Below are 22,149 nucleotides of genomic sequence, written 5' to 3' on the forward strand. Positions count from 1 at the left end.
GGCTCAGACCCTTTCCACAAGCTTCTGGCCGAACAGGCCGGAGGGACGGATCAAGAGGAAGACGAGCGCGACGACATAGGCGAACCAGCTCTCGATGCCGCCGCCGAAATAGTCGCCGATATAGACCTCGGCGAGCTTCTCGCTGGCGCCGATCAACAGCCCGCCGACGATGGCGCCAAGGATGGAATCGAAGCCGCCGAGCACCAGCACCGGCAGCGCCTTGAGCACCACCAGCGACAGCGAGAACTGCACGCCGAGGCGAGCGCCCCAGAGCAGCCCGGCGACAAGCGCGACCAGCCCGGCGGCGGCCCAGACGGTGCCCCAGATCAGCGGCAGCCTGAGGCCAACCGCCAGTGCTGCGAACTGGTCGTCGGCGACGGCGCGGAAGGAGAGGCCGATGCGGGTGTAGCGGAAGAACAGCGACAAAAGGAGAACCATGCCGGCGGCCACCACCGCGGCGAAAATGTCGAACTGGCTGATCAGCACGCCGCCGACTTCGAGCGGCACGTCCTCGATGCCAAGGTCGAGGCCGTGGACCTGCGTGCCCCAGATCAGCTGGGCGGCGCCCTCGATGATGTAGGAGAGGCCGAGCGTCGCCATGAACAAAGTGATCGGCGGCTTGTTGGTCAGGGGCCTGAGCACCGTGCGCTCGATCGCAAGCCCCATCGCCACCATGATGGCGAAGGTGATCACCAGCGCCAGCGCGAACGGAATGCCGCGCTCGACAAGGCTGACGAAGGTGAGTGCGGCGAACAGCAGCATCGCGCCTTGCGCGAAATTGAGCACGCCCGAGGTCTTGTAGATCAGCACGAAGCCGATCGCGACCAGCGAATACATGACGCCGGAGAGCAGGCCGCCGACGAGCACTTCGATGAAGAACTGGTAGTCGAAATCGGCGATCATATGCCTGCCCCGTCCTCATTGTCGGAGGCGACGCCGAGATAGGCATCGATGACGCGCTGGTCGTTCCTGACTTCGTCTGGTGTGGCGTCGGCGATCTTGCGGCCATAGTCGAGAACGGCGATGCGGTCGGACAGGCCCATGACGACGCCGACATCATGCTCGATCAGCACGACGGTGGTGGCGAAGCGGTCGCGCGCGGCGCGGACGAAACTTGCCATCTCGCTCTTCTCGCTTGCAGTCATGCCGGCCATCGGTTCGTCGAGCAAAAGCAAGCGCGGCTCAGCAACCAGGGCGCGGGCCAGTTCGACCCGCTTCTGCAGCCCGTAGGGCAGCGTGCCGGCGAGACGATCGCGGACTGCGGTGAGATCGAGGAATTCGAGAATCTGGTCGGCGCGGCTCAGCGAGTCGCGCTGCTCGCTACGCGAGCGGCCGATGCCAAGCACCTGGCCGGCAAAATTGGAGCGAACCTTGTAAGCGAGGCCGGACGCGACATTGTCGAGGACGCTGAGGCCCTTGAACAAAGCAAGGTTCTGAAAGGTCCTGGCGACGCCGAGATGCGCTAGCCGCTGTGTCGGCACCTGGGCATAGCTGGCGCCATCGAGCAGGACATGGCCGCGATCCGGTTGGTAGACGCCGCTGATGACATTGATCAGCGAACTTTTGCCGGCACCGTTCGGGCCGATGATGGCGCGGATTTCGCCGGGGTGCACCGACAAGTCGATATCGGCCAGTGCGACGACGCCGCCAAACGACAGGCCGATACCTTGCAGCGAGAGCAGCGGTGCGGCGGCGGTCGTGACAGCCTCCGTGAGCTCGGCGTGGCCTTCGGATGACTGCGCAGGGCGGCGTGCCGACGGCAAGCCACGCCCAAAGACTTCCGGCGCATAGACCGAGGCCTCCATCATTCCAAGGGCATAACTGGCCAACGGCATTCCAATCGTCCTCGATTGCTTCAGCAGGCGCGCAAAACCTCGTTGACGCTCGATGGATCGAGCGCCTGGGAACCTTCATCGGTTGCAGGCCGGACTGCCCGGCCTGCCTTTTTGAAAATGGCTATTCCGCTGCCAGTGACGCCGCCTGTTCGGCGTCTTCCAACTCGCGAACGAGCGGGATGACGTGCTTGCCGAAATATTCGACCTCTTCCTGGAAATGCAGGAAGCCGAGCAGGATGAGATCGGCGCCGGCACGCTTCAGGTCGACGATGCGCTCGGCGACCTGTCTCGGCGTGCCGATCAGGTTCGAGCGGAAGCCGTCATTGTACTTGGACCAGATCCTCGAAGGAGGATTTCGCCCAGTTGCCCTCGCCTTCGGGCGAAGCCTTGCCGGCATTCTTGACCTCGTGGCCGAAAGCGTTGACGGCCTCGGGATTGGCCTTGCCGATGATCTCGGCAAGCACCGCCTTGGCCTCGTCCTCGGTCTCGCGGACGATGGCGAAGGCATTGACGCCGACCTTGACCGAATGGTTGTTGGCCTTGGCCTTCGACTTGAGGTCGTCGACCTGCTTGGCGATCTCGGCCGGCGTGTTGCCGTTGGTGAAGTACCAGTCCGAAACGCGCGATGCCATGTCGCGTGCGGCGCGCGAGGAACCGCCCTGGAAGATTTCGGGCAGCTGCGGCGGTTTCGGCTTCAGCGAATACTCATTGAAGCGGTAGAAATCGCCGCGGAAGGTGAAACTATCTTCCGTCCATATTCCGCGCAGCGCCCGGATGAATTCCTCCGAACGGCGATAGCGCTCGTCATGGTCGAGCCAGTGCTCGCCGATGGCGTGGAACTCGCCGCGGAACCAGCCGGAGACGAGGTTGATGGCGACGCGGCCATTGGTCAGATAGCTGATGGTGGCGAGCTGCTTGGCCGCCAGCGCCGGATTCCACGGGCCGGGCAGGATCGCCGCGATCACCTTCAGCGTTGTGGTCGCCGCCAGCAGGTCGTGGCTGAAGGCCACCGATTCATGCTGCTCGTCGGCGCCGTAGCCGGCGGTGAACCGGATCTGGCTCAGCGCATAGTCGAAGCCGGCCTTCTCGGCGATCTGCGCCAGCTTGCGATTGTACTCGGCCGAATGGTTGGTGCGTTGCTCGATGTTGGAAATCACCAGGCCGCCCGAAACATTCGGCACCCAGTAGGCGAACTTGACCGCGTCGGTTCCTGCGTGTGCCATGAACTGTCTCCCATTCAGGCCGTGTCGTTGATCGGTCCGGCGTGGCCGGATTTCGCCAACATTTATTATGTCTACTGATTATATATACAAAGTAGGATTTTCTGTTTTTGGCGTCCTCTTGGGACGGAAATACCAATTTTGCCCGCCCATGCCGGGTTCGGCTTGTCAGCGCGCGGCTGCAACGTCCCCGGCATTGGCGCCGAAAGCCTCCGCGGACGGGAGCCGGTCGATCAGCCTTGCAATCTCTCCCGCGACCATTTGGGCATGGCGAGCAACCTCCGGCAGGCCCATGAGTTCGCCAAAGGTGCCCCGCGCCAGCGGCCCGGCAACGAAAAGCGCGGTGACCGCTCTGTCATCCCGGCCGATGGCACGGCTATCAAGACTGGTCGCGATGCCGAGCCCGTAGGCGTCGACCTTGATCAGCCCGACTTCAGCCAGGGAGCGCAGCGCCGGATTGAGCTGAAGGGCCTGCCCGTGAGCGGGCCCAGTCGTGTTGATGACGGCGTCGAAGCGGGCTGTCTCGATCCGCGTCTGGCCGCGCCGTTGAAAGCTGACCGCGAGGTTCTCGCCCTCATCATTTGACGCGACAAGCCTGGCGGCAATTGTGTCGAACGTTCCGGCGGCGTGACGACGGTCCAACACCGCCGCGACCTGCGGTGCGATCCTGAAGCGATGGACATCCCAGAACACGCGCAGCTGGCGGACCAGCTTTGCCCGTTCGGGCGGGGTAAGGGCGGCCCACAGCGCCGGCCCCTGCAGGCGCAGCTGATCGAAGACGGACTGCCAGTTGACGTTGGCCTCGCGCGCCGCCGCGAGCGTGGCACGGATGATCTTCAGCAGGCCAAGCGCCGATTTGGCCGGCGCCGATGCAAAATCGCCAAACGGTTCGCCCCTGACATCGGGATGGCCGCGCGAGCGTAGGCCGCGGCGCGACAGCGCCAGGATGTGGCCGCGATGGCCGCGGCGATCAAGCTCGGCCACCATGTCGGCCGAGGTCAGCCCGGAGCCGACGATCAGCACCGATGCTTCCGGCCCGATACCGGCAAGTGCCGACGCTGCGTAGGGATCGGCGACAAAACCCGGCGCTTCGGCCAGGGAGGCAAGCGCTACCGGGATTGCGGGCGTTGGATGCGTCGCCGCGAGGACGACAATGTCGGCGGCGCCGGGTCCGGTGGACGTCTGCACGGTCCAGCCGGCGCCATTGGCTTCGCGTATCACCTGCGTGGCCTGGCCTTCGACATGGCGGACCGTGCCTGAATCGAGGTGGGGCGCGAGCTGTTCGGCGACATAGCGGCCGAACACGCGGCGGCGCGGATAGGCGTCGCCATTCTTCCAGATGGCATCCCTGTCGTGTTCGAGTTCGCCGCTGTCAGCCAACCAGCGCGCAAAATGCTGCGGGTCGTCAGGAGCCATGCTCATTCTGACAGCCGGGACATTGACCCGGTGCGATGGCTCTTCGCTGGAATAGGCAAGGCCGCCACCGAGCGCCGGGCGCGGCTCGATCACGGAGACCGACAGGCGCTCCGGCCGATGCGCCTGCGCCAGATGCCAGGCTAGGGCAGCACCGGAAAAGCCGCCGCCGATGATGGCGACGCGCAAACGGCGGGCCGGAGGCAGCGCGTTCACGAGGCGCTGGCGAGCGACTTCGGCCGGTGGTCGCCGGCGATGGTCTCGCCGAACGGTCCGGTGTTGACCGATGAGCCGGCGGCCTTGACCGGATGATCGGTCGGCAGTTTCGGCAGCACAAGTTCGCCGAAACGATAGGCTTCTTCCAGATGCGGGTAGCCGGACAGGATGAAGGTGTCGATGCCGAGGCGCCGGTACTCATCGATCCGCTCCGCGACCGTGTCGGGGTCGCCGACGAGGGCCGTGCCCGCACCGCCGCGCACCAGGCCGACGCCGGCCCAGAGGTTGGGCGCGATCTCGAGCTTGTCACGGCCGCCGCCATGCAGCGCGCTCATGCGCGCCTGGCCGACCGAATCCATGCGGGCAAAGACTTTCTGGGCCGAAGCGATCGTCGCGTCGTCGAGCCGGCTGATCAGGCTGTCCGCTGCCGCCCAGGCCTGCTCGGTGGTTTCGCGCGCAATGACATGCAGGCGAATGCCGAAGGAGAGTTTGCGGCCGGCCTTTTCGGCCAGTTCACGCACGGTATCCAGCTTGCGCTCGACGTCGGCTGGCGGTTCGCCCCAGGTCAGGTACTTGTCGATCTCCTGCGCCGCCACCACCGATCCGACATCGGACGAGCCGCCGAAATAGAGCGGCGGATAGGGCGTCTGCACCGGCGGGAACAGCAGCCTGCCGTCCTCGATGTGGAAATGCTTGCCCTGGTGCTCGACCGTCTCGCCGCTCAGCACGCGCTTGTAGATTTGCAGGAATTCCTGGGTCACCTCGTAGCGCTCGGCATGCGAGAGGAAAATGCCGTCGCCCTTGTTCTCCAGCGGATCGCCGCCGGTGACGACATTGATCAGCAGGCGGCCATTGGAGATGCGGTCGAGCGTCGCGGTCATGCGCGCGGCGAGCGTCGGCGACTGCAGGCCGGGCCGCACGGCGACGAGGAAGCGCAGCCGCTCGGTCAGCGGCGCCAGCGCCGAGGCGATCACCCAGGAATCCTCGCAGGCGCGGCCGGTCGGCAGCAGAACGCCGTAATAGCCCAGCGTGTCGGCGGCCTTGGCCACCTGTGTCAGATAGGGCAGGTCGACAGCCCTGCCGCCTTCCGTCGTGCCGAGATAGCGACTGTCGCCATGGGTCGGCAGGAACCAGAGAACCTTGATGCGGTCGGGAACGTCTTTGGTCATGGCTGGCCTCCCGCAGTTCGGCGGCGGCCTGACAGGGTTGAAAGCGGGCGCAAAGGGGCGGGCATGGCGGAGTCCTGTCCGGGAAAACCAGATCGCCAGCGCACTTTGCTTATTCTACAAACTCTGTAGAGTTAGTTTATTCCAAATCCGTCGCTGAAATTGGAAATTATCTCCGCCCGCTCAAACCGATGCGGGTTGCGGTCAACTCCTGAAAAGATCGGGCCGTTCGACACTTAGCCGCCGGACGGTGCGCAGCACTTCCTGCAGATGGGTGGCCATATGCGCTCCGGCCTCGTCGGACAGGCCCTGTTCGATGGCATCGAGAATGGCGGTGTGCTGCGCGAGAAGTGTTTCAAGGTGGCCCTGCTCCGGCAGGCTGAGATAGCGCACGCGATCCATCTGCAGCTTGACCACCTGGATGACGCGCCAACTCTTCGGCAATCCGGCCGCCTCGCAGAAATTGCGGTGAAACGCCTCGTCGAGCTCCAGGAACAGCTCCCGGTCCTTGCCGGCCACCGCCAGTTTCTGACGGGCCAGGTTTGCCCGTCCGGCTTCGAGGAAACCGGGCGAAGGTTTTTTCGCCAGGCGGGATACGACGGAGACCTCGAGGGCTTCTCGGATGAACTGTGCTTCTTCCACATCCTCGAGCCGGATCGGGGCGACGAAGCTTCCGCGTTGCGGCAGGATGTCGATCAATCCCTCGTCGGCGAGACGGATCAAGGCTTCCCGGACCGGCGTGCGACTGACGCCAAGCTGTTGGGCGAGGTCCTTTTCGCTCAGACCCTCCGACGGCAATATCGCAAGCGTGGTGATGGCGCGCCGCAGCAGTTCGTAGATCTGCGGCGAGATCGGCAGCCGGTTGTTGACGGAGCCGAGAAGCTTCGCCGTTTCGCGCGGCTCAGCACCGCGGGACTTCGCTTCGGTGTTCAAGAGCCTCGGCCTCTCCTACGGATTCGTTTCGTTGTAACGCCTAGCATGCATACACGCAAATGCAATTGACATGGTACCATACCAGTTGTAAATCGACTGTCGGCGCGCAAGCGGTCAAGGACGGACTGGTCGCCGGGGTCACGGCCGTCAGCTCGAACAATTCGGTCACCGAACAGGCGGCGCAGATCCAGAACCTGATCCTGCAGGGCTACAACGCCATCATCGTGCTGGCCGGCTCCGACACCGCGCTCAACGGTGCGGTCAAGGATGCCTGCAACGCCGGCATCGTTGTGGTCGCCTTCGCCAGCGGCGTCACCGAGCCTTGCGCCTACCGGGTCGATTACGATCTCGATTCCTACGCCAAGGCGGAACTCGACTACATCCAGAGCAAGCTGGGCGACAAGCCGGCAAACATCTTCGAAATCCGCGGCATGGCCGGCGACGGCTTCGACAAGCGGCTTCATGAAGGCGTCGAAAAGGCGATGAAGGCACATCCGAGCTACAAGGCCGTCGGCGAGGTCTATGGCCAGTGGACGGCTACGGTTGCGCAGAAGGAAGTGTCGGGCGTGCTGCCGTCACTGCCGCAGATCGACGCGGTGCTGACCCAGGGTGGCGACGGCTATGGCGCCGCCATGGCCTTCAAGGATGCCGGCCGCAAGCTGCCGATCATCATCATGGGCAATCGCGAGGACGAACTCGGGCTCTGGAAGCAGGAGCACGACGCCAATGGCTACGAGACCTTCTCGCTCGGCGCCACGCCAAGCGTATCGCAGGTGGCCTTCTGGGTGGCGCAGCAGATCCTGGCCGGCAAGGAGGTGCCGAAATTCGTCGAGGTGCCGCTCTTGCAGATCAACCAGCCCGACCTTGGCGCCTGGCTCGCCACCGTGCCGAAAGGCGGCGTGGTGAATGCCGAGTATCCGCAGGCCCTGGTGGCGGATATCATCGACGCCAATGTGAACAAGAAGCCGCTGCCGGGCGTGCCCGCCCCCAAATGAGAGCCTGAGCCTTGAACAGCGCCGCGACGTCCGACCCGCCTGTCGCCTCGGCGGACGTCGCGCGCCCCTATCTGGCGGTGCGCGACGTCCGCAAGAGCTACGGCGCGGTGCATGCTTTGGGCGGTGTCGACTTCAGCATCCTGCCCGGCGAGGTCGTCGGCCTCGTCGGCCATAATGGCGCCGGCAAATCGACGCTGATGAACGTGCTTGCCGGCACCGTAGAGCGAAGCAGCGGCGCCTTCGACCTCGATGGTGTGCCGGTCGGCAAGTGGAGCGCGTTCGCTGCCCAGACCGGCGGACTGCGCTGCGTCTTCCAGGAATTGTCGCTCTGCGCCAATCTTTCGCTGGCCGAGAACACACGCATCGTCCATCGCCGCTTGCGCGGCCCCGGCTGGCGCAAGCGTGCCCGCGCGGTGATCGGGAAAACATTGGACGAGATTTTCCCGGGCCACGGCATCGACCCCGAAACCAGGGTGGCCGAGCTGGCGATCGGGCCAAGGCAGATGGTGGAGATCGCGCGCGCCTTCTCGGAAACCGACACGCCGGTGCGCTGCGTCATCCTCGACGAACCGACATCGGCGCTCGGACATGAGGCCACGCAACAGCTGCTCGACCATATCCGCCGCGCGGCGGCGCGCGGCATCGCCTGCATCCTGATCACCCACCGCCTCAACGAGATTCTCGCGGTCTGCGACCGGGCCGTGGTCATGGTCGACGGCAAAGTGGTGGCCGCGCGCCCGACGGCCGGGCTGAGACGCTCGGCGCTGGTCGAACTGATGGGCAGTATCGAGGCGCCGCGCGACCGCTCCAGCCGCACCATCGCTGCGTCGGGAAAGCCGCTGGTGGTGGACCATCCCGGGAACGGTGGCGACGACCTGTCGATCCAGGCGGCGGCGGGCGAGATCATCGGCTTTGCCGGCCTTGACGGCCACGGCCAGCGCGAGCGGCTGCGGGCGCTGTTTTCGGTCGCGCGCAAGCAGAACCGCCGGAGCAGCCCGGCCACGCCCGTTGCCTATGTGGCCGGCGACCGGCAAGGCGAGGGCGTCTTCACGCTGTGGTCGATCGCGGAAAACCTGACCATCCGCAGCCTCAAGGCGTTGCGGCGAAACGGGCTGATCTCGACCAGGGCCGCCCGCGACCTGGCGCAGACATGGTCGACGCGCCTGAAGGTCAAGGCGCCTTCCATCGACACGCCGATCCTCAGCCTGAGCGGCGGCAACCAGCAGAAGGTGCTGTTCGCCCGCGCGCTGGCGTCCGACGCGCGGGTGATCTTCCTCGACGATCCGATGCGCGGCGTCGATGTCGGCACCAAGCATGAGGTCTACCAGCTGATCCGAAGCGAGGCCGAGAACGGGCGCTGCTTCATCTGGTACACGACCGAACTCGAGGAGCTCAGCAATTGCGACCGGCTCTACGTCTTTCGCGAAGGCCGGGCGGAGGTGCAGCTCGACGGCAACGACATCGAGCCCTCCCGCATCCTGCAGGCCTCTTTCGGAGGCGCGCATGGTTGACGCGGTCCTCTCCTCCCGCCGCCCTGCCCGGCCGGCATGGCTTGGCGGTGCCGTGCAGATCGGCCTGCCGGCGGTGGCGCTGCTGGTGATGCTGGCCGTCATCTTCTGGATCCGCCCGGCGGCGATGAGCTATTTCGGCTTCACGCTGCTGTTCAAGCTCGCCGTGCCGCTGGTGTTCGCAGCCCTAGCGCAGATGATGGTCATTATGCTGGGCGACATCGACCTGTCCAACGGCGCCTTTGTCGGTCTGATCACCTGCGTCACCGCGCTTTATCTCGGGGATTTTCCGGCGCTCGCTGTGCTGATCTACCTGGCGACGATCGCCGCCTATGCCGGCTTCGGGCTGCTGATCCATGTCAGGCAGCTGCCTTCGATCATCGTGACGCTCGGCATGTCCTTCATCTGGCTCGGCACCGCGATCCTGCTGCTTCCCGCACCTGGCGGCACGGCGCCGGACTGGCTGGTCGGCTTCATGAGCTGGCAGCCGCCTCTGCTGCCGCTGCCGGTGTGGCTGGCGGCCTTCGCCGCGGCCATCGGGCACCTTGTCATCACACGCTCGTCCTATGGCGCGGTGCTGCGCGGCGCCGGCGCCAACCCGCGCGCGGTCGAGCGCGCCGGATGGTCCGTTGTCGGTCTTCGTGTCGCCACCTATACCGGCGCCGGACTGCTCGCTTGCCTGGCCGGAATAGCACTCACCGGCCTTACCACCTCCGGCGACCCCAATGTCGCGCCAGCCTACACACTGCTGGGTGTCGGCGCGGTCATCCTCGGCGGCGGCACCTTCACCGGCGGTATCGTGTCGCCGGTGGGAACGGTCATCGGCGCGCTTACGCTATCGCTGGCAGGGTCGCTGCTCTCCTTTCTCGCCGTGCCGCCGACCTGGCAGATCGGCGCGCAGGGCGTGATCCTGTTCCTGGTGTTGGCCGGACGCGTTCTGCTGGCGGAGCGGGTTTCATGATCCGTCGCCGGCTGTTTCTCGCACCCTGGACCTACGGCTTCATCGTCGCGCTGGCGATGTGGCTGGCAACCACGGCCTATTCCGGCTGGGGCAGTGCCGGCGCCACGATTTCCGCAGCACTGGCCTTTGGCGCCTTCAGCGTCGTCGTCGGCACCGGACAGATGCTGGTGGTGGCCTCGGGGCCAGGCAACATCGATCTCTCCGTGCCGTCGGTGCTGACGCTCGCGGCCTATGTCTCGATGGCGGTGATGAACGGCAACGATGCGATGATCCTGCCCGGATTGATGGTGGCGCTCGGCGTCGGCGCGGTCGCCGGCGCGCTCAATTTCCTTGCCATCAAGGCCTTGCGGCTGCCGCCGATCATCGCGACGCTGGCCTGGAGCTTCGTCTTCCAGTCGCTCGCCTTCAATCTCGGCGGCGAGGCCACGCTGAAGCCGCCGGCGATGCTGTCCTTGTTCACCTCGTGGCGGGTCGCGGGCGTCCAGTTCATGCCAATCTTCGTGATGGCGCTGACGCTGTTGACCGCGCTCATCCTGCAACGCAGCGTCTGGGGCCGCCACCTGCTGGCCAGCGGACAGAGCGAACCGGCCGCGAAGCTGGCGGGCATCGAGGTCTGGCGGGTGCGGCTGGCGGCCTACATGCTGTGCGGAACGGCAGCGGCGCTGGCCGGGTTCCTGCTGTCGGGCTTCACCGGCGGCGCGGCGCTCAACATGGGCGACGCCTATCTGATGGAATCGATCGCTGTCGTGGTGCTCGGGGGCACCAGCGTCGCCGGCGGGCAGGCCAATGCGATCGGCATCTGGGGCGCGGCGCTGTTCTTCAACCTGATGGCCACCATGCTGAACACGTTTCGCATCGAGGCCGGTGTACGTTTTCTCCTGACGGGCGTGCTGATCATCCTCATCGTGGCGATCGTGCCGCGCCGAAGCGCAGCCTGAGGGGTGGGATCCACAATGCTGTTCGACGATGACCTCGGCCCTATCGATCTCACGCACCGCATGCGCGCCGGCATGCCGGTCTGGCCGTCGCCCTCGTCTCAAGGTCCTGAAAAGGTGAGCTGCCGTGGTTGATATCGTCGTCCGCAAACCGGGGGCACTCGCCGTTCAGGCTGGCACGGAGCCCCGGCCTGATGCTGGAGAAGTTGTCGTGCGCGTGCAGCGCGCCGGCATTTGCGGGTCGGACATCCATATCCTGCACGGATCGAACCCGTTTGCCGTCTATCCGCGCATCATCGGCCATGAGTTTGCCGGCGTCGTCACCGCGCTTGGCACGGGTGTTTCCTCGGTGCGCGCGGGCGACCATGTCGTGGTCGATCCGGTGGTTTCATGCGGCCATTGCTATCCCTGCCGCGTCGGGCGGCCGAATGTCTGCGCCAATCTCGAGGTCATGGGTGTTCATCGTGACGGTGGCTTCCGCAATCTCGTGGCCGTGCCGGCCCGCAATGTCGTTGCCGTTCCCGCCGATATGCCGTTCGGCCTGGCGGCGCTCGCCGAACCGTTCTCGATCGCCGCCAATGTGCTGGACAGAACCGGCTGCGGGCCGCAGGACACGGTGCTGGTCTACGGCGCCGGCACCGTCGGCGTCACCGTGCTGCAGGTGGCCAAGCTGCTTGGCGCGCGCTGCATCGTCGCCGACATCGATGAGGCCCGCCTCGAGCGCGCATCGGGCTTTGGCGCGGATGCGGTCATCCATTCGCGGCGCCAGCCGGTCGCTGAGGCCGTCAGGGACGAAAATGATGGCCTTGGCCCCACGGTGATCATCGACGGCGCCGGCGTGCCGGCGCTTCTCGACGAGGCATGCCGCATCGCCAGCCCGGCCGGTCGCATCGGCCTGCTTGGATTCTCGGCGACACCGTCCAGCCTCAGCCAGCAAGAGGTGGTGCGCAAGGAACTGACTGTTGTCGGCTCGCGCCTCAACCGTCAACTGTTGCCCAAGGTGGTGGAATGGCTGGCGAGCAAGCGCCTCACCCCGGAGGCGATGATCACCCAGGTCTTTGCCGCGGCGGACGCCAAGGCAGCCTTCGACCTGATCGAAAGGGAACCGCAGCGGACGCTGAAGGTCCAGCTCGATTTCTCCTGAATCTTCTCGTGGCAATAGTTGCCAGCGGTCTACCGGATCCGACAGGACCGTGTCACGAGGCAGCCGGATCAGCCGACTTGATCACCATTGAGCCGGCCTATCGAACACGCGGCATTCCAATATAATCTGACCACTTCTGGTGAACGAAGACGTGGATTTGCCATGGACCTGGATCCTTCGACGCTCAATCGGGCGCTGCCGCTGCGCGATCAGATCTATCACAAGATCCGCAATCTGATCGTCGTCGGACAGATGAAGCCGGGGGAAGTCATCAACGAGGTGGCCATCGCTGAAGCCCTCGGCGTCTCGCGCACACCGGTGCGCGAGGCGGTCAAGCGCATCAGTGACGAGGGCCTCGTCACGATCCTGGCGCAGACCGGCACCTATGTCGCCCCGATCAACCGCGTCGACCTGGAAGAAGCCTATGTCATCCGCCGCGCCCTGGAGATGGAGAGCGCCAGGCGCGCGGCCGCCAAATTCACGCCATCAGCCGGCGAACTTCTGGAGGACAATATGGCGGCGCATCGGCTCGCCATATCGCGCGGCCGATATGCCACCGCGATCCAGCTCGACGATGTCTTCCACCGCACCATCGCCGAGATCTGCGGCCTGCCGAAAATCTGGCGCGCCGTCGACATCTCCAAGGCGCAGATGGATCGGGGCCGCTACCTCGTCATCCCGAAGCCCGGCTATGGCGAACAGACGATCGAGCAGCACGGGGCTATCCTGGAGGCACTGAGGCGCCACGACGCCGAGGGCGCCGCGCAGGCGATGGAGAACCACCTCGAAACGTCGTTCCGCAACACGCTCGAAGTCGCCGCCGAGCTTCTCGGCTGAAGCCGGCCGCACTGGATACGATCAGGCATTCAAAGGCGGATTGATGGCGCGTGTCTGCCTCGGCACGATCTTGAGTTCGCCATCGGGCACTGCGGCCGCGATGCCGACAATGTGCCGGCCCGTCAGATGCAGGCTGCGGAACGCCCAACGCGAGGCATCGTCATCGATCTCGTCGCCGAAATGGGCGATGGGCGGAGAGACCTGCAGGTCCAGCTCAACGTTCTTCACCGGCAAGGAGAGGCCAATGCCGCGCGCTTTCACGTAGGCTTCCTTGAGCGTCCACAGAGTGAAAAAGAAATCCTGTCTCGCCTGCCCGCTCATCGCCTCGAAGCGCGCGCGTTCCCGGGGCGAAAATACCGCCGGCGCCAGTTCGGCGAGACCGACATCGCGGTCGCGAGGCTCGACGTCGACGCCGATCTCCGCGAAAGTGGCAACCGCGCAGGCCACCAGGCCACGGGTGTGAGACAGGCTGAAGTGGAGGCCGCTGACGTCCAGGCTGTCGTCGATGAACGGGCGGCCATACCGATTGGTGTCAAAGCGCCAGTGTTCCGGGGTGATATCGCGATAGCGCGACAGGGTGGTCCTGACCAGGCCGCGGACAGCGAGATGCTGAAGCCGGGCCGGTTCGGACTTGAAGGCGTCATGCCGATGGCGTTCGGGCCCGCTCAGAAGCCGCAGGCAGGCGGCCTGATCGTCCAGGCCGAAGTCGTCGAGCGGCACGTACCATAGATCGACCTGGCCTCGCGGTGGATCGCCTTCTTTCATGGCCGGAGCCGGTCTGGCGCGGGTGACGACATCACGATTGTTCCAGGCAAATCCGCCGCGCCACGTTCGATCGCGGCCCGATGACGATCCAGGAGCAGAGGAATGCGATGCGCGTCTTCATGTTTCGGGGACAGGGATCACAGTTCACCGGCATGGGCAAGAACCTGTTCGATGAGGTCGGCGCGGCAGTGAGGTGGTGACGCCCGCGTCAAGACCCGGCCCTATCCCTGCAATCGCCCGAGATTGTCGGCGAAGCGCTGGACCATTGCGAGGCCAATCTCATTGGGCCGCATCGCTGGCGCCCGATCCTGTATGGCGATGCCGGCGCGGGCGCCGAACAGCCGCTTGCCGTAGCAGATCAGGTTCTCGATGCCTTGCATGACGAAGACCGCTGCCGGCAGCATTTTGGCATACTCGGCCTCGGCTGCAGCTTCGTCTCCGGCGCGAAACGCCTCATAGGCGCGCACGGCATGGTCGATGCAGTCCGGCGCCAGGATCATGCCGCGGCAGCCGATGCGGAAATTGTCGACCAATTCCAGCCCGCCGCGCCCGTTGAAGACGGGAAGCCGGCCTTCGGTGCGTTCGATCAGGCCGGCAATGTCGGTGACCGGACCCTCGCCCTTGATCAACCTGATGTTGGTGTGAAGCGTATCGAGGTCGCGGATTTCGTCAGATGTCAGGCCACGGCCGAAAAAGGCCGGCGCATTCTGGATCGCCACCGGCAGGTCGGTGGCTTCGGCGACGCGGCCGAAGAAGCGCATGTATTCTGACGCCCCGTAGGATCCCCCAGGCGGCTGCAGGATCACCCAGTCGGCGCCGACGCTTTCGGCGTGGCGCACCTGTGCGACCTGCTCGGCAACCGAAGACCCAAAGATAGTGAAGGCGAGCGGCACCTTGCCGGCAGTGTCCTCCGCCGTCCAGTCCATGATTGTTCGGCGCTCGGCCTCGGTCAACTTGGCAACTTCCGTGGCGAGGCCAAGTGCCGCCATGCCATGCACGCCGCTCGCCAGGCAAATCCCGCCCTGCCTGCGCATTGCCGCGCGGTCGAGTTTTTCCTGGCCGTCGAACAGGGCGTAGAGGATGGCGTGGATGCCGTGGAAATCATCGGGCCGGAACTTTGGCATCCATTCGCCCTCAATGGCTTTCGCGCGGAATGGCGTGGCCGCGGCTGCCGACGAGGAAATCGAGGTCGGCGCCACGGTCCGCCTGCAGCACATGCTCGGTGTAGAGACCCTGATAGCCACCGCGCATCGCCGGCTCCGGTGCAACCCAGCACGTCCGCCGTTTCGCGAGGTCCTGCTCAGATACGTCGAGATGCAGCCTGCGGGCCTCGACATCGAGTTCGATGATATCGCCGCTTTTGACCAGCGCCAGCGGACCACCGATTGCGGCTTCGGGCGCGGCATGCAGCACGACCGTGCCGAAGGCGGTGCCGGACATGCGGGCGTCGGAAATGCGGATCATGTCGCGGACGCCCTGCTTCAGGAGCTTTTGCGGCAGCGCCATGTTGCCGACCTCGGCCATGCCGGGATAGCCCTTGGGGCCGCAATTTTTCAGCACCATGATCGACGTCTCGTCGACGTCGAGCGCGGGATCGTCGACGCGCGCCTTGTAGTCGTCGATGTCCTCGAAGACGACGGCACGGCCGCGGTGCTTCATCAGAGCCGGCGAAGCGGCCGACGGTTTGATGATGGCGCCATCAGGCGCCAGGTTGCCGCGCAGCAACGCGATGCCGCCATGCGGCGTTAGCGCCTTGTCGCGCGGGCGGATCACCTCTGGATTGTAGTTTTGGGCTTCGGCGATGTTCTTGCCCACGCTCTTGCCGGTCACCGTCAGCGCGTCGAGATCGAGCATATCGGCGATCTCTTTCATAACGGCGGGAATGCCGCCGGCATAGCAAAAGTCCTCCATCAGGAAGCGGCCTGAGGGCATCAGGTCGAGGATGGTCGGTACGTTGCGGCCATACTGGTCCCAGTCGTCCAATGTCAGTTCGGTGCCGACACGGCCGGCAATCGCCAGCAGATGAACGACCGCATTGGTGGAGCCGCCGATCGCGCCATTGACACGTATCGCGTTGGCGAAGGCTTTTCTCGTGAGGATAGCCGACGGGCAGAGATTCTCATTGACCATTTCGACGATACGCCGCCCCGTCATGCGGGCGATGCGGCTGCGGCGTGCGTCGACCGCCGGATAGGCGGCATTGCCGGGCAGTGCCAGACCGAGCGCCTCGACCATCGAGGCCATGGTCGAGGCCGTGCCCATGGTCATGCAGTGGCCGGGCGAGCGCGACATGGCGCTCTCGGCATTGGCGAAATCCTGTTCGCTCATCACACCGGCGCGGACATCCTCGGAGAATTTCCAGACATCGGTGCCGGAGCCGATCTCGCGACCTTGGAAGCGGCCGTTGAGCATCGGCCCGCCGGAGATGACGATCGACGGCAGGTCGCAGGAGGCGGCACCCATGACCAGCGACGGCGTGGTCTTGTCGCAGCCGGCCATCAGCACGACACCGTCCATCGGGTTGCCGCGGATCGCTTCCTCGACATCCATGGAGGCGAGGTTGCGGAACAGCATCGCCGTCGGCCGCAGATTGGATTCGCCGCAGGAGAAGACCGGAAATTCCAGTGGCAGGCCGCCGGCCTCGAGCACGCCGGCCTTGATGTGCTCGATCAGGCCGCGAAAATGGACATGGCACGGCGTGAATTCGGAGAAGGTGTTGCAGATGCCGATCACCGGGCGGCCGTCGAAAGCGTCGTCGGGCAAGCCGTTGTTCTTCATCCAGCTGCGGTGGATGAAGGCATCCTTGCCGAGGCCGCCGAACCAGTGCTGCGATCGTCTCTTGGTCATGGTTTTTTCCGAAATTCAGGCGGGATGCTGCAGCTGGCTCAGCCCGCCATCGACGACGAGCGTGGCCGCGTTCATGAACGGGCACTCGTCGGAAATCATGAAGACAGCGGCGAGCGCGATCTCGCGCGCCGAGGCGATGCGGCCGCCTGGATGCAGCGCCATGGTGTTGGCGCGCGCCAATGCCGGATCGGCAAAGCTATTCCAGTAGTCGATCGCCTTCTGCGTCTCGACATAGCCGGGCGCCAGCGCATTCACGCGCACGCCCTGCCCCGCATATTCGAGCGCCAGCGACTTGGTCAGGCCGAGCAGCGCGTGCTTGGCGACGGGATAGGGGAAGGTATGCGGGATGATGGTGAAGCTGTGCGTCGAGGCAATGTTGAGGATGGCGCCGCCGCCGCTGGCGATCATGCCTGGCAGCACCGCCTTGCTGCAATTCCAGGCGCCCTTGACGTTGACGTCGAAATTGCGGTTCCATTCTTCCTCGGTCGCCTCGAGCGGCGTCGAGAATACGTTCATGCCGGCATTGTTGATCAGCGCGTTGATCGGCCCGATCTCGGCGGTTGCCTGCTGAACGGCAGCATGGATCGCGGCCCCGTCGCTGATGTCGGCTGTTGCATGGCCGACATCACCCTTCGATGCGGCCAGGCCGGCAACGGTCTTGTTCAGAAGCTCACCGTCCTGATCAACCAGAAACAGCCTTGCCCCTTCGGCCAGACAGGCCTCGGCGATGGCCAGCCCGATGCCTTGCGCGGCACCCGTGAGGAAGATGCGTTTGCCGGACAGGCGCTCAGCCATCGCTGTCACTCCAGGGAAAACGGATCAACGCCGGCCCAATGCCGACGAGCGCAGATTGTCGAGCAGCACGGCAAGCAGCAAGATCACGCCACGCACAATGTACTGATAGAAGGCCGGAATGTTGAGCAGGTTCATGGCGTTCTCGGCAATGCCCATGATCAGCACGCCGACGATGACGCCCGACATGGTGGCGCGGCCGCCAGCGAGCGAAACGCCGCCGAGCACGCAGGCCGAGATGACCGAAAGCTCGAGCCCGACCGCCGCATTGGGCTGACCCGAAGTGATGCGCGACGCCAACAAGATGCCGGCGATGCCGCAGACGACGCCCTGCAGCGCGAAGATCCAGATGCGTGTCCTGTCGACATTGACGCCGGCCAGCCGCGAAGCTTCCGGATTGCCGCCAATGGCGAGCGTGTTCTTGCCGAAGACGGTGCGGTTCAAGACGAAGCCGAAGATGCCGAAGAGCACGGCCAGCACCCAGATCGGCGTCGGGATGCCGAGCAATTTCGACAGCGCCAGCTGGTAGAAATCCGGGCTGTTGATGCCGACGGCGCGGCCGTCGGATGCAATCAACGCCAGGCCGCGCACGATCTGCATGGTGGCGAGCGTCGTGATCAGCGCGTTGATGCGGAATTTGGCGATGACGACGCCGTTGATGAAGCCGACGAAAGCGCCGCAAGCGATCGCCGCAAGCAAGCCGAGCAGGATCGAGCCTGTGTAGTTCGACGCCATCACCGCGACCATGCCGGCAAAGGCGACGATCGAGCCGACCGACAGGTCGAAGTCGCGCGCGGCGAGGCAGAACATCATGGTGCAGGCGACGATGCCGACGGTGACCACCGACTGCAGCAGGCCAAGCATGTTGCGGTCGGTGAGGAAGTTCGGCACCAGAGCCGACACCAGCGCGAAGGCGACGATGAAGATGACGACGAGCCCCTGTTCGCCGAGCAGGATTTTCTTCAACTGGTCGGTCATGCCAAAAGTCCTCAGGAAGCGATCGCGTCGGGGGTTTTCGTGTCTGGGAGGGCGGCGGCCAGGATCGCCTTCTCGGCGAACTGGTCCCGCGTAAGTTCGGCGCTGACGCGTCCGCCGCACATCACCAGGACGCGATCGCAAATGCCCATCACCTCCGGCAGTTCGGACGAGACGACGACGATCGCCATGCCGTCTTCGGCAAGCTGGTAGAGCAGTTCGTAGATTTCCGCTTTGGCGCCGACGTCGATGCCGCGCGTCGGCTCGTCGACGATGAGCACCCGCACGCCCTGCTCCGACAGCCAGCGGCCGAGGATGACTTTCTGCTGGTTGCCACCGGAGAGGTTGATGATGTCCTGCTTGCGCGAGGGCGTGCGCACCTTGAGCTTCTTGATAAAGGTCTCGGCGGTGGTGATCTCGCTGGCGCGGTTGAGCACGCCGAAGCGCGTGTGATGCCGCCGCGAGGAGATGTTGATGTTTTCCTCGATCGAGCGGCCCTGGATGATGCCGTCATGCTTGCGGTCTTCCGAACACAGCACGATGCCGGCGCGGATCGCGTCATGCGGATCGGTGGCGCGGGCAATCTTGCCGTCCACGCTGGTCGTACCGCCCGAGCGCGGGTCGGCGCCAAAGACCAGCCGCATCAGTTCGGAGCGCCCGGCGCCGATCAACCCGAAGAAGCCGACGATCTCGCCGGCACGGGCTTCGAAGCTGGCCGGCGTCATCAGTTTGGGGCCGCTGAGATTGTCGACCTTTAGGCGGACGTCTCCCGCCTTGCGTGGACGAAAACCCCAGATGTCGGAGATTTCGCGGCCGACCATTTCGGCGACGACCTGGTCGCGCGTGACACCTTTCAGCGAAGCGTGGTGCGCCGCGAGCTTGCCGTCGCGCAGCACGGTCAGGCTGTCGCAGAGGCGAAACACCTCGTCCAGCCGATGCGAGACATAGATGATAACCTTGCCCTCGCCTCGCAGTCGGTTGATCAGGGCAAACAGGATTTCGCTTTCGCGCGACGACAGCGACGAGGTCGGCTCGTCCAGCGCGATGACGCGCGCGTCGAGCATAACCGCCTTGGCGATCTCCACCATCTGGCGCTCGCCGATGGACAGCGTCTTGACCTTGCGGCGCATGTCGATGTCGATGCCCGCCGATCTCAGCTTGGCGCCGACATCGTCCAGCATCCGGCGGCCGGCGATGATACCGGCGCTGGCGGGGAAGCGGCCGAGGCTGAGGTTTTCGGCAACGGTCAACTCGGGGACGAGTTGCAGTTCCTGGTGGATGACGATGACGCCATTGTCGAAGGCATCCCTTGTCGATGAATAGGCCTGGACCTTGCCGTCGATGCGGATCTCGCCTTCGTCGGCATGCTGGTCGCCGGACAAGATCTTGATCAGGGTGGATTTGCCGGCGCCATTCTCGCCCATCAGCCCATGCACGGCGCCCTTGTCGACGCCGAAGGAGACGTCCGACAGCGCCTTGACGCCCGGATAGGTCTTGGTGATGCGCGAGAAGTCGAGAAAGGACACGGACGTCGATCCTTCTGGTGTGGCCCTTGTTGAGCCATGACAAACAGACGGCGGGATGGGCCGCCGCCTGTTTGTACAGGGAGGATTATTCGATGCCGAGGCCCTGGCGGACCTTCTGGTAGTCGTCGCGCTTGGCCAGCGCACCGGAGGTCAAGGTCAGCTTCGCCGGTTCCTTGTTGTTGGCGACCCAGTCATACATGTTGAGCGCCGTCTCGTAGCCATGGCGCTTCGGCGAGATGATCACCGTGCCGACAAAGCCGGTGGCGGTCGGCTTCTTGAACTCGTTGATCGCCGAATCCGCGCCGCCGATGCCGACGCCGATCATGCCGTCAGCCGGAATGCCGACGCTTTCGGAAGCGCGCACTGCGCCCAGAACCGCCTCGTCATTGAGGCCGAAGGAAACCCACTTCTTGATGTCGGCATGGGCGTTGAGCACGACCGTTGCGGCATTGAGTGCGGCTTCGGTGTCGGTCTTGGCCTGCGGCGCGTCGAAGATGTTCCCGGCCTTGAAGCCGTTCGCCTTGAGCACCGAGATGGCGCCTTCGACACGGTCGACGGCGGTCGGCAACTGATCGTAGGAGACGCGAATGGCGCCGACCTCGTCGACCTTCCAGCCGCGCGCCTTCATTTCATCGACGATCGCCTGGCCGACGGCCTCACCGATCTTGGTCGCCGAGATGCCCATATGCGGCACGTCTTCCAGCGCCTTGCCGTCGGCACCGACCAGGCGGTCGTCGACGGTCATCAGCTTGAGATTGTTGGCGGCGGCCTTGGCGACGATGCCGGGGCCGAGCTTCACATCAGGCGTGCAGACGATGAAACCCTGGGCGCCCTGAGCGCCGAGATTGTCGATCGCCGACATCAGCTTCTCACCGTCCTCGGCGCCGATCTTGACCAGGGTAAAGCCCTTTTCCTTGGCGGCCTGGTCGGCGAACTTCCATTCGTCCTGGAACCACGGCTCCTCGGGCTGTTTGACGATGAAACCGATCTTGGTGTCCTGAGCATATGCAGCGATGGTCGTGACGGACAGCACGGCAAGCGCGCCCGCGACGAGCGCGGTCTTCAAAAGTCGCATGATTACCTCCCAGCGATAGGCCGGGCGCTCGGCCCGGGTGTTGGAGTCTCTAATTGTTTTTATCATACTCGTCAATTGATCTGGTATGATAATTAAGCTACATGCTCTGACCAGGGATCGCTGGCGCAAATCATCCGCATCCGGTAAGGCCGGGCCGGTTGTGCGAAATCAGCGGGTTCGCCGCCTTGGAGGAGGGCTGAGGTGACCGAAACTTCTAAGAAGGCTTCACGCGACACGGCCACCCGCCGCCCGCGCGTCATGCCCGATGTGACCAAGGCGCTTGCCTCCGACATCTTTTCCGGACGCTATCCGGCGGGAGCGTCCCTGCCGACCGAAAACGAACTCGGCGTCGAATATGGCGTCAGCCGCACGGTCATTCGCGAAGCCCTGAAGGTGCTGGCCGCGAAAGGGCTGGTGCTGTCGCGGCCGCGCATCGGCACGGTTGTATGTGAACAGGACAACTGGAACATCATCGACCCGCAAGTACTGGCCTGGCACGCGCCGCATGCGCTCGACGACAAGCTGTTCGACGCCATCCTGGAAACGCGCCGGGCCATCGAGCCCCTGGTCGCCGAGCTTGCCGCCACGCGCGCGACGCTGCAGGAGATCGCCGACCTCGAAGCCGCCTGGCGCGGCATGGCGGGCGCCGGTGAGGATCTCGTTGCCTTCTCGCGCTCCGACATCGCTTTCCACCAGATCGTCTATGCGGCGAGCCACAACCCGATCTTCCGCCAGATCGGCAATCTGATCGACACAGGATTGAAATTCTCGCTGGAAGCGACGGCAACGATTTCGCTCGACCGGCGCATGGAAGCCGTGGCGGCGCATCGCGAGGTGGTGGAGGCGCTGCGCATGCGCGACGCCGAGGCGGCGCGAGGTGCTGCAGACCGGATCCTCGACCTTGCGGCGCGCGACCTCGTCAGCGCCAAGAAACTCAAGAACAACCTCGACCTTGCGGCGCGCGACCTCGTCAGCGCCAAGAAACTCAAGAACAACTGAGACCAGC

19 protein-coding genes and 1 pseudogene are annotated in these 22,149 nt (G+C 64.8%); 7 read left to right on the forward strand and 13 right to left on the reverse strand.

The genetic code is table 11. The annotated features are described in order from the left end of the window. Positions 1-3 precede the first annotated feature (3 nt). The 6 genes and pseudogenes from DBIPINDM_RS13855 to DBIPINDM_RS13880 form a co-directional block, all read right to left on the reverse strand. Positions 4-903, reverse strand: coding sequence for a branched-chain amino acid ABC transporter permease (locus DBIPINDM_RS13855; protein ID WP_258587785.1), 900 nt, complete (start codon positions 901-903; stop codon positions 4-6). Then, on the reverse strand, positions 900-1,835 hold the full coding sequence (locus DBIPINDM_RS13860; RefSeq protein ID WP_258587786.1) for an ABC transporter ATP-binding protein: 936 nt from the start codon (positions 1,833-1,835) through the stop codon (positions 900-902). The genes DBIPINDM_RS13855 and DBIPINDM_RS13860 overlap by 4 nt, the downstream gene beginning before the upstream one ends. Before the next feature lie 121 nt (positions 1,836-1,956). Further along, a pseudogene (gene sfnG, locus DBIPINDM_RS13865) lies at positions 1,957-3,058 on the reverse strand (dimethylsulfone monooxygenase SfnG). 165 nt (positions 3,059-3,223) lie between these two features. Then, a complete protein-coding gene (locus tag DBIPINDM_RS13870; protein ID WP_258587787.1) occupies positions 3,224-4,684 on the reverse strand; it encodes an FAD/NAD(P)-binding protein in 1,461 nt (486 codons plus the stop codon). Next, positions 4,681-5,853, reverse strand: coding sequence for an FMNH2-dependent alkanesulfonate monooxygenase (gene ssuD / locus DBIPINDM_RS13875; RefSeq protein WP_258587788.1), 1,173 nt, complete (start codon positions 5,851-5,853; stop codon positions 4,681-4,683). Before ssuD ends, DBIPINDM_RS13870 begins: the two co-directional genes overlap by 4 nt. Positions 5,854-6,054: 201 nt before the next feature. After that, positions 6,055-6,783 carry a GntR family transcriptional regulator gene (locus tag DBIPINDM_RS13880; protein ID WP_258587789.1) on the reverse strand — a complete coding sequence of 243 codons (729 nt, stop codon included), beginning with the start codon at positions 6,781-6,783 and terminating at the stop codon, positions 6,055-6,057. Positions 6,784-6,842: 59 nt separating this feature from the next. Here DBIPINDM_RS13880 and DBIPINDM_RS13885 point away from each other — a divergent pair, with 59 nt between their 5' ends. From DBIPINDM_RS13885 to DBIPINDM_RS13910, 6 genes are all read left to right on the forward strand, one after another. Next, a complete protein-coding gene (locus DBIPINDM_RS13885) occupies positions 6,843-7,778 on the forward strand; it encodes a substrate-binding domain-containing protein (protein ID WP_258587790.1) in 936 nt (311 codons plus the stop codon). An 11-nt stretch (positions 7,779-7,789) separates the two neighbouring features. Beyond that, positions 7,790-9,289 carry a sugar ABC transporter ATP-binding protein gene (locus DBIPINDM_RS13890; protein WP_258587791.1) on the forward strand — a complete coding sequence of 500 codons (1,500 nt, stop codon included), beginning with the start codon at positions 7,790-7,792 and terminating at the stop codon, positions 9,287-9,289. After that, complete coding sequence (locus DBIPINDM_RS13895) at positions 9,282-10,247, forward strand: ABC transporter permease (RefSeq protein ID WP_258587792.1); 966 nt, start codon at positions 9,282-9,284, stop codon at positions 10,245-10,247. The genes DBIPINDM_RS13890 and DBIPINDM_RS13895 overlap by 8 nt, the downstream gene beginning before the upstream one ends. Further along, a complete protein-coding gene (locus tag DBIPINDM_RS13900) occupies positions 10,244-11,185 on the forward strand; it encodes an ABC transporter permease (protein ID WP_258587793.1) in 942 nt (313 codons plus the stop codon). The genes DBIPINDM_RS13895 and DBIPINDM_RS13900 overlap by 4 nt, the downstream gene beginning before the upstream one ends. Positions 11,186-11,309: 124 nt before the next feature. Further along, positions 11,310-12,326 (forward strand): Zn-dependent oxidoreductase, encoded by a 1,017-nt coding sequence (locus DBIPINDM_RS13905; protein WP_258587794.1) that lies wholly within the window; start codon positions 11,310-11,312, stop codon positions 12,324-12,326. 162 nt (positions 12,327-12,488) lie between these two features. Beyond that, positions 12,489-13,163, forward strand: a complete 675-nt coding sequence (locus DBIPINDM_RS13910; RefSeq protein WP_258587795.1) for a GntR family transcriptional regulator — start codon at positions 12,489-12,491, stop codon at positions 13,161-13,163. A 21-nt stretch (positions 13,164-13,184) separates the two neighbouring features. Here DBIPINDM_RS13910 and DBIPINDM_RS13915 read toward each other — a convergent pair whose 3' ends face one another. The 7 genes from DBIPINDM_RS13915 to DBIPINDM_RS13945 form a co-directional block, all read right to left on the reverse strand. Beyond that, positions 13,185-13,883 (reverse strand): 4'-phosphopantetheinyl transferase superfamily protein, encoded by a 699-nt coding sequence (locus tag DBIPINDM_RS13915; RefSeq protein ID WP_258587796.1) that lies wholly within the window; start codon positions 13,881-13,883, stop codon positions 13,185-13,187. Between the two features lie 266 nt (positions 13,884-14,149). Next, the gene (locus tag DBIPINDM_RS13920) at positions 14,150-15,052 is read right to left on the reverse strand and encodes a dihydrodipicolinate synthase family protein (protein WP_258587797.1); all 903 of its coding nucleotides are present in this window, start codon (positions 15,050-15,052) and stop codon (positions 14,150-14,152) included. Positions 15,053-15,062: 10 nt separating this feature from the next. Continuing rightward, the gene (gene araD / locus DBIPINDM_RS13925; RefSeq protein WP_258587798.1) at positions 15,063-16,775 is read right to left on the reverse strand and encodes an L-arabinonate dehydratase; all 1,713 of its coding nucleotides are present in this window, start codon (positions 16,773-16,775) and stop codon (positions 15,063-15,065) included. 15 nt (positions 16,776-16,790) lie between these two features. Then, positions 16,791-17,570, reverse strand: coding sequence for an SDR family oxidoreductase (locus DBIPINDM_RS13930; RefSeq protein ID WP_258587799.1), 780 nt, complete (start codon positions 17,568-17,570; stop codon positions 16,791-16,793). A 24-nt stretch (positions 17,571-17,594) separates the two neighbouring features. Further along, positions 17,595-18,545, reverse strand: coding sequence for an L-arabinose ABC transporter permease AraH (gene araH / locus DBIPINDM_RS13935; RefSeq protein ID WP_258587800.1), 951 nt, complete (start codon positions 18,543-18,545; stop codon positions 17,595-17,597). A gap of 11 nt (positions 18,546-18,556) precedes the next feature. Then, positions 18,557-20,068: an L-arabinose ABC transporter ATP-binding protein AraG gene (gene araG, locus DBIPINDM_RS13940; RefSeq protein WP_258587801.1), complete on the reverse strand. Its 1,512-nt coding sequence runs from the start codon at positions 20,066-20,068 to the stop codon at positions 18,557-18,559. 85 nt (positions 20,069-20,153) lie between these two features. Beyond that, a complete protein-coding gene (locus tag DBIPINDM_RS13945; RefSeq protein WP_258587802.1) occupies positions 20,154-21,143 on the reverse strand; it encodes an arabinose ABC transporter substrate-binding protein in 990 nt (329 codons plus the stop codon). Positions 21,144-21,401: 258 nt separating this feature from the next. Here DBIPINDM_RS13945 and DBIPINDM_RS13950 point away from each other — a divergent pair, with 258 nt between their 5' ends. Then, on the forward strand, positions 21,402-22,142 hold the full coding sequence (locus DBIPINDM_RS13950) for a FadR/GntR family transcriptional regulator (protein WP_416361779.1): 741 nt from the start codon (positions 21,402-21,404) through the stop codon (positions 22,140-22,142). Positions 22,143-22,149 lie beyond the last annotated feature (7 nt).

Source organism: Mesorhizobium sp. AR02 (assembly GCF_024746835.1).
In the GTDB taxonomy this organism is placed as follows: domain Bacteria; phylum Pseudomonadota; class Alphaproteobacteria; order Rhizobiales; family Rhizobiaceae; genus Mesorhizobium.